Genomic DNA, 10,757 nt, shown 5'->3' with positions numbered 1-10,757 from the left:
GTTTAATGTATGCGGGGAAGATGCCGATTCATGACGGTTTTTCATGCGATTTCGGTAGGGAAACCGAAGAATATTCATGGGTTTGTACCAAATGAACTTTAATGATAAGGAGAGGTCATAGATGAAACGGATATCTTTAGGTTGGAGTCTTGCCGCGACGATAGCCGGCTGTGGGTTTATCTTGTTTGCCGGCGGTACGGATCCGGGGATCGAGGGCTGGCAGCCGCTAAACGATCAGCTGGAGCAGGTGTTTGCCATCGAAGATAATGCGGGTGTGAAGACGTCCGGGGCTGATTCCCGGCATAAGGATGTGGAACCGGCTGAAGCCTCTGCTGAAGCCGGAACAGATTCGAAGAATGCTGCAAAGACCGCTCAGGCTGGGCAAATCGAACCTGCAAGTAACGTGAAGGACCCCATGCCAAACCACGACCAAGGTGGGGCAGGGAGCAGTGTAGCAGATCATACGGCTCCTTCTTCAGCTTCTGCCCAATCTGCTTCGTCCTCGGTTCCGCCTCAGGCTGAAGATGTCGGTCAGCAGTTACAGCAACAAGCCCCTGTTAACCGTACAGCGCAGCCACCAGCAGCTCCGGATTCATCCGGGTTGATTAATGTCAACACGGCGGATGCTGCAGCGCTTATGGAGCTGCCTGGCATTGGCGAAGCGAAGGCCAAGGCCATTATTGATTACCGGAATCAGTTCGGTCCATTTCGAAGTCAGGCTGACTTGATGAACGTAAAAGGCATCGGGCCCAAAATGCTGGAGAAGATGAAGCCTTACGTCGGACTTTAGCTATGTGCTACAATAAAGGGGATATTGATAAGGAACAGGTGACAGATGATGAGTGCAGATCAACGTAAAGATTGGGATACTTATTTCATGGATATTGCCTTTATGGTTTCTACCCGCTCTCAATGCCCGCGTCGTCATGTCGGTGCGGTGCTGGTGCAGGGGAAGAAACTGCTCGGAACGGCTTATAACGGCGCGCCGATGGGAGTGCCTGATTGCTCGGAAGCGGGTTGTATGATCGCTGAGGATTATGAATTGGTTGTACAGGACGGCAAGGAGAGCATGGTGAAGAAACAGCGCTGCATCCGGACTATTCATGCCGAGCAGAATCTGCTGCTATTCACGGACCGGATCGATAGGGAAGGCAGTACGGTGTACGTGACGGATGAGCCCTGCTGGACCTGTGCGAATATGCTTGCCAACAGCGGCATTGTCGAGGTTGTGTTCCACCGTCCTTATCCGAAGGATTCGGGCAAGGTGTCCCGCATGATGGAACAGAAGGGGATTTTGTTCCGGCAGCTTGAAGCGTATGAGCCGCCGCGCGAAACCTTGATGACGGTAGCGGAATGATTCATGAATATAAGGTTACGGAAAAAAATGAATAGAAAGTCACAGAGGAAGGACCTTTGTCTGCCATATGCAGGCAAAGGTTCTTTTTCATTTAATGATGAAGGGATTTGTTCAGATCATGAAGCGAAGGCCGTTACTTGTGTTTACCGTGTTTTGGGTAATCGGCAGTGGTGCCGCATGCCTGTACGATGGATGGAGGCTGGCCTTGATTGCTGCCGGGCTGATTCTCATACTGCTTGCTGTATGTCATTGGGCGGGGGCGGGGCGTCTTTTTTCACTTTGCATGCTGTTCTCCTTGTGCGTGTCGGGTACTTACTGGGAATGGCATGACGCGGCAAATGTAAGTGATCTCGAGAAGGTCCTCTCCGGGGAGACATCGACGGATACCGTTCCCATTACTGCGTTCGGTGTAATCATATCCCCTATAGAAGCGGATGGTGACCGTGCGGATTTCAATGTTTCACTGCATCAAGCAGCTCTCACGCTAGCCGAGCCTCCAGCGCCGCAAAAACAAGCGAATCCGGATAACGGCACCATGCTGAAGACGGATGATATCGTGAGGGTTCAAGTAAAACTTTTGGACAAAAAGGAGCTGGAGATCGTTAACCGTTGGCAGCGCGGGGACCGCATCGAGCTGACGGGAGAGTTGCAAAAACCTGGAGAAGCCCGCAACTTTGATGGATTTGATTATCTTCAATATTTGCGAACCCAGAATATTCATTGGATGATCAAAGTGAAAGGCTCTGAACAAGCGCAGGTTACCCCGCCTGACAGCTGGAATTTAGGTCATATTCTACGATGGACTGATGCCGTTCGCGAGAAGCTCGGGGGCAAGCTGGATCAATTGTACGACGGAATCCATGCAGGTTATATGAAGGGACTTGTCATTGGCAATCAGGATGATCTGGATCCCGACACGTTTATGGAGTTCTCGCGTTTGGGATTGACTCATATTCTTGCGATATCGGGCATGCATGTGGCTGTGGTTGTGGGATGCCTCTTATTCGTATGCACAACCCTTCGAATGACGAGGGAGACCTCGCTGACTGTGGTCATGTGGCTGATTCCCGTATATGTCCTGCTTACCGGGGCGAGTCCTTCTATCGTCCGTGCCGGGATCATGGGGATGATCGGTTTGTATGCCGCACGGCGGCGACTTTTGAAGGATGGACTGCATATTCTTAGTGTTGCCGCGCTCGCTATGCTGCTGTGGAACCCGTATTTTCTTGTAAACGTCAGCTTTCAGTTGTCATTCATCGTGACTGCGGGCTTGATGATATTCGTACCGAAGCTGATGCCGCTGCTGACATTCTTGCCCCGCTGGCTTGCGGGAACCGTCGGAATCACGGTCGTAGCGCAGTTGATCTCCTTTCCCCTTACCATTTATTATTTCAACCAAGTGTCGCTGATATCGGTCTTTGCCAATTTGATCCTGGTTCCGGTTATTAGCCTTGTCGTTCTTCCGTTAGGAATGGTGTCTTTGCTGATGGGGTGGGTATGGATGGGAGGAGCTGGCTGGTTGGCGGCTGTAACGGAATGGCTAAACCAAATAACGTTCCGAATCGTTGAATGGATGAATGGTTCATCCGCTTTTATGACATTGTGGCCATCCCCGTCGTTAGCCTGGATTCTGTGTTATTTTGTTGTTCTGTATTCATTGCTGTCCATTCTGAAGAAGAGATCCGGAAGTCGCGAAGAAGAGCGGAGCGGGTCGGATGATACCGTTCCATTGGCAGGATACGTACCCTTGGATAGTAAAAGAAGCTTGTCTGGGGCAACCGGCGTGTTTCCGCTTGTGGATCAATGGGCCGGTGCGTTGCGATGGAGAGGTTTTCTTCGCGCCAGTGATTATATCGAACGCTACGCAGCGAGAACTGCGATCGTTTTGCTGTCCGGAGCTATGGTTTTTCTGCTGTACGGCGGCTATCAATCTCCATCTATGCACGGAGCGGGGCTAGTGCAATTCCTGGATGTGGGACAAGGGGATGCGATATTGGTAACAACACCTGAAGGCAAGCACGTACTCATTGACGGTGGTGGAACGGTGAATTTTCGGAAGGAAAAGGATGCCTGGAGGGAAAGGAAGGCTCCGTACGAGGTGGGAGCGAAGGTGGTGGTTCCGTTGTTGAAAAAACGGGGCGTGCACCAGCTTGAGGCTGTCATCATGACCCATGGAGACCAGGATCATATAGGCGGTCTGCAGGCGGTTTTGCAGGAAATCCCCGTAAAATCGGTTGTGTTCAATGGGACCTTGACCGAATCCGCCACCTTCGGAAAACTGATGTTAACGGCCGTTCAGCAGGGCATCCCCATTTACGAAGCAGGAGTTGATCGGGAAGTATGGAAGCTTGACAGTCATACGGAAATACAATTTTTAGCTCCTGTTTCCCCAGAAAGTGGAGAAACGATAAAACCATTACCGTTGATTAAGGAGCAGAATCATGCTTCACTAGTATTTGTCCTTCAAATGAACGGCAGCCGTTTCTTATTTACAGGTGACACGGACCAAGCCGCCGAACATAAAATATTGCTGCACCTGGAGGAACGATCTCCACAAGATGATTTAGTTTCACGGCGTGCTGCTGCCGATGACCGGATCGATGTCATGAAGGTTGCCCATCACGGAAGCAAAACCTCGACATCCGCGCTATGGCTGAATGCATGGAAGCCGAAGGCATCGGTTATTTCCGCTGGCGTCAACAATATGTACGGCCACCCTCATCCGGATGTGGTAGGACGGTTGGAACGTTCCTCGACGCTCATCTATCAGACCAACCTTCAAGGTGAAATACAGATGAGGATCAAGGAGGGACATATTGAGACGCGTACGAAGCTTCCGTAAAGGCAGCCGCTGTCCTTGGGACATCGATTCGTAGTATGATCTTTTATAGGAAAATGCAGCGGTGACTATCATCTTTATATTTGGTATAGTTAGATGAAGTTTCTAAAAAAATAATAGGTTACATACTGCAACATTTTTTTTATTCTATCCGTCTGTATGTATGCAGGGAGAGGGGGATCCACTGTGGTGGAGCAGGGACTCATAAGAGCCGCTCAATCGGGCGATCGCGACGCTCTAATCACCCTATTGCGAGAAATTGAGCAACATGTTTACCGAACTGCTTATTATATTTTAAACAATGAACAGGATGCCATGGATGCAGCCCAGGAAGCACTTATACGTGTATATACGAAGATTAACTCCTACGAGGAGAAGGCTCAGTTCAAAACTTGGGTCCAACGGATTGTCACCAACATATGCATTGATAAATTCCGCAGGACCAAGCCGACGGTTTCCATCGATGAACATGATCTGGTGTTTCGGGATAATCTCGATGTAGAACGGGAAGTGATGTCGGGATATTTGGCCCAGGATATTCAGGAAGCCATTAATCAACTGCCGGATCATCATCGCACGGTCATTGTCTTAAGGTATTTGCAGGATCTATCCTACAACGAAATTGCTGATTGTCTGAACCTCCCGCTCAATACGGTGAAATCCTATTTGTTCAGGGCCAGGCAGCAGCTGCAGAATATGCTCCAAGAGCATCAGAAAGGTGGTGTATCAGGATGAATTGCCAAGAGGTGGTGGAACGTATGCACCGGTATTTGGACCGGGATCTCACTTCGGAGGAGACGGCCCAAATGTACCAGCATATTGCCGTGTGCCCCATGTGTGCGGAGACCTTTAATATATTGAAATCATTGAACAGAGAGCTTGAGGATCTTCCGGCCGTAACCCCGCCTGTCAGTCTGGTAGACGCTATCATGCCTAGACTGGATGCCATCGACCGTGATCGCCAGAACCTTGTTGAACCTCCAGGCGTGAAAAGCCAGGAGTCAGCCGAAATGATGCCGGAAATGCGGCGTCCGCGACGTGCGGGCAGCTGGTTAAGCACGATTGGCGGGAGAACTGCTATCGGGGCCGCCGCGGCTGTGCTTATTTTCGGCGTAGCGATCTTTAATAATGAACCGAAGATGTTATCCGATGCGGAGATTCCATACGAAGAGGCAAGCACGACCAGCGCCGGGGCGAATGACGACTCGGCTGCGACGCAGAGTCAGGAAATGGCTCAGCCGTTCGCTGCCGATGGCGGTGCGGAGACGGGTGGTAGTTCAGAGAATCAGGGAAGCGATCCGTCCGCAAGTCTGCGGAGTTCGCCATCGGAATCGACATCGGAAGCCAATTCCGACCCTGCTCCGAATGATACGAAGGCAACGCCGGAACCAACGGATGCGGCTAATGGTACCAAGAAAGATGGTGCAGCACCCGATACTTCGGTCCAAAAGAAAGATAATGGGGAACCTCAAGCGTCAGACCAACCTGCAACGAGCAACAATGAGGTACCAAAAAACAATACCACAAGTCCGTCTGACCCTCCCGCCAGTGAACCTGAGCAGGACTCTGAGACCATGGATGCCCAGACTTCGCCTACGGAATCGGCAGATACCTCGTCAGAGATGCTGCCTCCAATTAGCGATCCTTCCGGCGATGCAGGCACGGGAAGCACGGAATCATCCGACAGGTCAACCGGATCGTACCAAGGACTGGCGATGGTACCGGAGCAGTGGTCGTCCCCGGACGGTCTCTACCGAGCTTCGCTTGAAGCCGATCATCTGATTATCTATCGTCTGCCATCGGGAAGCCAAACTTCGCCTGAGGCGGTTGAAACGGTTGAGACGATTCCGCTCGGCGGAAGCTGGGTATCCGGTCAATGGTCAGAGGACGGCTTAACGTTTAAGTACAAGGTGCAGACCCATAACGAATTGGTTGAATCCGTCTATACCGTTGAGAAGTCTCAGCCACCGGCGTCTACGGGGCAGAAGCAGCCTAAACCATAGAAATGTTCAGAGATATATACAATCGGTTCACCAATGCCGGGAGATATGAATACACTATATATTAGAGAGAGCATGATACCAACTACCGTCGTATGACCGGCGGCGAGGTGTTTCTAGAGCATACTTGCCGGCGTTTATATAGATGTGTTGGGACGAAGGGACCTTGCCGCTGCCAAAGCCGAGGTCTCTTTGTTTTCGTATGGGCGATTTCATTTTTATGCTTGTCGTCTATCGCATTCAGGCACTCTTTTTTGGTATAGTGTACAGAGTAGAAAGGGGGGACGCCGATGGATGCCAAAGCGGCGGCCAAGGCGGTTAAGCAGGGAGATGTATCTGCCGTCTATTTGTTGTATGGCAGCGAGAAATTTCAAATGAAGGAATTCGCCGAATTTCTGGAAGCCCAGCTGATCCCGAAAGAAGACCGTGATTTTGCCCTTGTTCATATGGATTTAGGGGAAGTTCCGATTCAAACGGTTATTGAAGAAGCGGAGACGGTTCCTTTTATGGTTCAGAAAAAACTGATCATGGTGAGGGATACGGCATTTTTTACCGCAGCAAAAGATAACGGGAAAGTGGATCATCGTCCAGAGGCTTTGCTGGATTATTTGACCAATCCTGCTGATTATAGCGTGATTGTCTTTATGGTTGGACAAGAAAAGCTGGATGAACGCAAAAAGGTAGTCAAGGCAGTCAAGAAATCGGGGGTTGCATTGTCCTTCATGCCTTTGGGCGGAGAGGATTTGATTCGCTGGGTGGACAAGCAGGTGAAGAAAAGTGACTGCACGCTGCGGGAAGGTGCGGCAGAGGCGATCGTGCGAAATGCGGGAACCAGTCTTCAGGCCTTGTCAGGCGAGATCGAAAAGCTGTGTTTATATGCCGGTGCTGGCGGAGCGATTGATGTCGCAACCGTGGATATGCTGGTGGCGCGAAGCACGGAACAGAATGTGTTTGCGCTAGTAGAGGATATTGCAAATCTCCGATTGGACAAGGCACTCGGCATCTATTACGAGCTGCTGAAGCAGCGCGAGGAGCCGATCAAGATTGCGGCGCTGATTACCAGACAGTTTCGGATTATTCTGCAGGTGAAGACTCTATCTACCCAGAGCTACTCGCAGCAGCAAATTGCTTCCCAGATCGGATTGCATCCCTATGCGGTGAAGATTGCGGGCGAGCAAGCCCGCAAGTTTGAGACGGCACGCCTTGAAGGCATACTCAACCATCTGGCGAATCTGGATTACCAGATGAAGACGGGGGCCGTGGATAAGGTGCTGGGGATTGAATTGTTTCTGCTGCGGCTTGGGGCTTAACATAACATATCCGCAACAAGTTAAGAGCGTATGGCCGCGGGAGCAGTCGTACGCTCTTTTTCTCTAGAGATCAGAAAGTATGAACTTCAGAGGCTTACCAACTTGATCTCGCGAGAAAAAAATCCGCTATATGCGGTTGTCTACCGAGAAGAGTACGTCGATCAACATACCACAAAAAGCCCTGAGCAGCGTGAACTGTTCAGGGCTTTTTCCATGTCGTATTCAACAAACGTTACTTACGCCTGGGACGTAAGAGCGTTCAGTCTTTTCGCCAGACGGGACTTCTTGCGGGCAGCTGCGTTCTTATGGATCAGGCCCTTCGTAACGGCTTTATCAAGCTTCTTGGAAGCAGCTTGGAAAGCAACTTTAGCAGCTTCGATTTCTGTACCGTTCAACGCTACGTCAGCAGTTTTAACAGCTGTGCGAAGCGCGGATTTTTGAGAAATGTTAAGCGCGTGGCGTTTGTCACTTGTCTTTACACGTTTAATCGCGGATTTGATGTTTGGCATTACATTCACCTCCTGTAAGGCATTTCAATAGAGCGAAATGATTCACAACTTAAAATATTTTAGCATGGGGGTGGACAAAAAGCAATACTCATTCGGACTTCTGCATAATCTCTCCCCTACTCTCGCACACTACTAGCAATATGAGGAGGAGTGTGAATTTATATGGATCTGGATCTGCAAAAATATTCGGTCCGAACGGACCTGGCGGTGGAATCAAGAGAACTGGCGGGAGGCAAAGGGAGTGCGCCCATTCCTGGTGTGATGGAGGATGTGGTGCAGGAGGACGGAATCAAGATTACAAGGCTGGACGTGGAGAACGATGCAGCCTCTAAGCAAATCGGAAGAGTAAAGGGCCATTATGTCACGTTGGAGGTGCCCGATCTTCGCAAGGGTGATACGGGGCTTCAGGATCAAGTGTCTGTTGTCTTCGCACGTGAGTTTGAGGCATTCTTGTCCCGGATCGGGATCGGACCCAAGGCAAGCGTGCTCATTGTCGGGCTTGGCAACTGGAACGTGACGCCGGATTCCCTGGGACCGCTTGTGGTGGAGAACGTGATGGTAACCCGTCAGTATTTCGAGTTGATGCCGGATCGCGTGGCGCCAGGCTATCGTCAGGTCAGTGCCGTAGCGCCAGGCGTGCTCGGTCTGACAGGGATTGAATCAAGCGAAACGGTTCAAGGCATTGTGGAACAAATCCGTCCTGAGCTGATCATCGCCATTGACGCTCTAGCTTCGCGTTCGCTGGAGCGGGTGAATACGACCATCCAGATTGCGGATATCGGAATCCACCCCGGCTCTGGCGTCGGCAATAAGCGCAAGGGATTGACGCAGGAGATTCTCGGGGTCCCCTGCATTGCGATCGGAGTTCCGACCGTCTGCTATGCTTCCACCATCGTTAATAACGCGATTGAGCTCATGAAATCCCATTTTGGCGAAGGTGCGCCGGAGACGGGCAAAATTATGGGCATGCTCCATGATATACCTGAAGGTGACCGTCTGGCGCTGGTGAAGGAAGTTCTGGAGCCGCTGGGCCATGACCTTATCGTAACGCCCAAGGAGATTGACGAATTTATAGAGGACATCGCCAATATCGTGGCAACCGGCCTGAACGCAGCGCTGCATGAGGCTGTGGATCCCGGCAATGTAGGCGCGTACACTCACTAACCCGGTATAAAAGCTCCGAATCTATCGGAGCTTTTATATTTTTCATGGATCTAGTTCTATCGATTCTCCCCGGTTCATAGATTTGAAATATAAGAGATTACAGAGTCGCGGGAACGGCGGAAAGATGGCCGTTATAGCTCCCGGCGAACCGAGGAGGACATCGTTATGAACAATCGCAAGTTTCGCATCTGGAATATTGCCAGACTGAAACGAAAGGTTATGGAAGGTCTGAGCATGGGTCGAACGCTCGTTATATTGATGCTAGGCTCTCTTATATTTTTTATTTTGCTAGGGCTCGGAGGGATGGCGGAACAGCGGATGAATTCCTCGCCCGTATCGTCAATGAAAGGGTTGGCGGCTTCGTTATCCAGCCATTTTTTCATTGATATGATCGGCATGGAGATGCCGCATATGACGGCTTCCAAAGAGACCTCAAGCTTCTCCGGCGAGAAAATGTCGACCTTCGTCTTTGAACTGCTTACGAGCGTGAACCCGAGGGACCCGAAAAGCCTTCTTGCGGGAGAACTGCCAGGCATGAAGGCAAATCAACCGGTACAGCTGTCTCACGGCTCCGGAAATGAGGATGGGGAGGCACCGGCGGATTACCGGCCGGATCCCGCGGAGGGGCAGGCGGAAGGCGATCCTGCTGATGCCGGGGAAGAGCCGCCGCAAGGCGGTCGGGGAGATATCGGCAATGAAGGCAATGGCGAGGATGCCCCGGATCAGGGTACAGAGAACGAGCCGGGCAGTAAGAATGAGCCTGGAAACACATCTAAGGACGGAAAGTCCACGAATGGAAAGAAAGCCGTTCTCATCTATCATTCTCACCCACAGGAAGCATATAACCCGCTGCTCTCGCATCCATCTGACAATCCGGGGGCTGTATCCCCGAGTAAAAACGTCATGCTGGTAGGCAGCTTTCTGAGTAAAAGACTTGAAGCCAACGGAATTGGCACCCTGCATGATAAAAGCGACTATCAATCTACCATCGAAGGGTACAATTACAACTTTTCTTATAAATACTCGCGCCAGATGGTCATGGAGGCCATGTCCCAGAACGACGGCATTCATTACCTGATTGATATCCATCGGGATTCGCAGCGCTATAACAAAACGACGGCAACCGTCAACGGCGTTAACTACGCCAAGGTTTACTTCATCATCGGACATGCGAACGAGAATTGGAGACAGAACGAGGCGTTTGCAAGCAAAATCAATGCCAAGCTGGAACAGTCCTATCCCGGGGTATCTCGGGGCGTGTGGGGCAAATCGGCGGATCAAGGGAACGGGGAATATAATCAATCCCTGTCACCGAACAGCATCCTGATTGAAATCGGCGGCATCGATAATACGAAGGAAGAATTGCAGCGGACGGCTGAAGCGTTGGCGGACATCATTGCAGATGTGTACTGGCAGGAACAAGAGGCGGAGAAAGCCAGCGTGAAAAAAGACAATGATCAAACGAAGAAGCAGTCCGCTTCGACGGCAACCAAGGGCGGAAGCAAAAAAGGTACGGAGGATCAAGCAGCCAAAGCAGGTTAACAGCCGGCGGCAACTGCGGAGCAAGAGTGAACGGGT

At 51.0% G+C, this 10,757-nt stretch carries 9 protein-coding genes; 8 read left to right on the top strand and 1 reads right to left on the bottom strand.

What is annotated here, in order from left to right; all coding sequences use genetic code 11:
* Positions 1-121: 121 nt before the first annotated feature.
* From PLA01S_RS10975 to holA, 6 genes are all read left to right on the top strand, one after another.
* Positions 122-790, top strand: coding sequence for a ComEA family DNA-binding protein (locus PLA01S_RS10975; RefSeq protein ID WP_127592142.1), 669 nt, complete (start codon positions 122-124; stop codon positions 788-790).
* A 48-nt stretch (positions 791-838) separates the two neighbouring features.
* Positions 839-1,357, top strand: a complete 519-nt coding sequence (locus PLA01S_RS10970; RefSeq protein ID WP_100535884.1) for a deoxycytidylate deaminase — start codon at positions 839-841, stop codon at positions 1,355-1,357.
* Between the two features lie 97 nt (positions 1,358-1,454).
* Positions 1,455-4,199 carry a ComEC/Rec2 family competence protein gene (locus PLA01S_RS10965; RefSeq protein WP_246059422.1) on the top strand — a complete coding sequence of 915 codons (2,745 nt, stop codon included), beginning with the start codon at positions 1,455-1,457 and terminating at the stop codon, positions 4,197-4,199.
* 183 nt (positions 4,200-4,382) lie between these two features.
* Positions 4,383-4,931 (top strand): RNA polymerase sigma factor, encoded by a 549-nt coding sequence (locus tag PLA01S_RS10960; RefSeq protein WP_036644490.1) that lies wholly within the window; start codon positions 4,383-4,385, stop codon positions 4,929-4,931.
* Entirely contained in the window at positions 4,928-6,199 is a 1,272-nt protein-coding gene (locus tag PLA01S_RS10955; protein WP_127592138.1) for an anti-sigma factor family protein, read from the top strand. The genes PLA01S_RS10960 and PLA01S_RS10955 overlap by 4 nt, the downstream gene beginning before the upstream one ends.
* A 287-nt stretch (positions 6,200-6,486) precedes the next feature.
* Positions 6,487-7,506, top strand: coding sequence for a DNA polymerase III subunit delta (gene holA / locus PLA01S_RS10950; protein ID WP_100535886.1), 1,020 nt, complete (start codon positions 6,487-6,489; stop codon positions 7,504-7,506).
* Between the two features lie 236 nt (positions 7,507-7,742).
* On the opposite strand, the gene rpsT is transcribed toward holA, so the two are convergent.
* Positions 7,743-8,015 (bottom strand): 30S ribosomal protein S20, encoded by a 273-nt coding sequence (gene rpsT / locus PLA01S_RS10945; RefSeq protein ID WP_053489175.1) that lies wholly within the window; start codon positions 8,013-8,015, stop codon positions 7,743-7,745.
* A gap of 162 nt (positions 8,016-8,177) precedes the next feature.
* Between rpsT and gpr the strand changes: the two genes are divergently transcribed.
* Positions 8,178-9,179: a GPR endopeptidase gene (gpr, locus tag PLA01S_RS10940; RefSeq protein WP_127592136.1), complete on the top strand. Its 1,002-nt coding sequence runs from the start codon at positions 8,178-8,180 to the stop codon at positions 9,177-9,179.
* 165 nt (positions 9,180-9,344) lie between these two features.
* The gene (locus tag PLA01S_RS10935) at positions 9,345-10,721 is read left to right on the top strand and encodes a stage II sporulation protein P (protein ID WP_127592134.1); all 1,377 of its coding nucleotides are present in this window, start codon (positions 9,345-9,347) and stop codon (positions 10,719-10,721) included.
* Positions 10,722-10,757 lie beyond the last annotated feature (36 nt).

The sequence above is a fragment of the Paenibacillus lautus NBRC 15380 genome (assembly GCF_004000945.1).
GTDB classification, from domain to species: Bacteria; Bacillota; Bacilli; order Paenibacillales; family Paenibacillaceae; genus Paenibacillus_AQ; species Paenibacillus_AQ lautus.
Note: the sequence above shows the minus strand (reverse complement) of the source record. Positions and strands in the feature narration are given on the sequence as shown.

Bases quoted from the DNA above. Each gene is read 5' to 3' on its own strand.
- PLA01S_RS10970 (WP_100535884.1), top strand. From the start codon at position 839: ATGAGTGCAGATCAACGTAAAGATTGGGATACTTATTTCATGGATATT.
- gpr (WP_127592136.1), top strand. From the start codon at position 8,178: ATGGATCTGGATCTGCAAAAATATTCGGTCCGAACGGACCTGGCGGTG.
- rpsT (WP_053489175.1), bottom strand. From the start codon at position 8,015: ATGCCAAACATCAAATCCGCGATTAAACGTGTAAAGACAAGTGACAAA.
- holA (WP_100535886.1), top strand. From the start codon at position 6,487: ATGGATGCCAAAGCGGCGGCCAAGGCGGTTAAGCAGGGAGATGTATCT.
- PLA01S_RS10975 (WP_127592142.1), top strand. From the start codon at position 122: ATGAAACGGATATCTTTAGGTTGGAGTCTTGCCGCGACGATAGCCGGC.
- PLA01S_RS10935 (WP_127592134.1), top strand. From the start codon at position 9,345: ATGAACAATCGCAAGTTTCGCATCTGGAATATTGCCAGACTGAAACGA.
- PLA01S_RS10965 (WP_246059422.1), top strand. From the start codon at position 1,455: ATGAAGGGATTTGTTCAGATCATGAAGCGAAGGCCGTTACTTGTGTTT.
- PLA01S_RS10955 (WP_127592138.1), top strand. From the start codon at position 4,928: ATGAATTGCCAAGAGGTGGTGGAACGTATGCACCGGTATTTGGACCGG.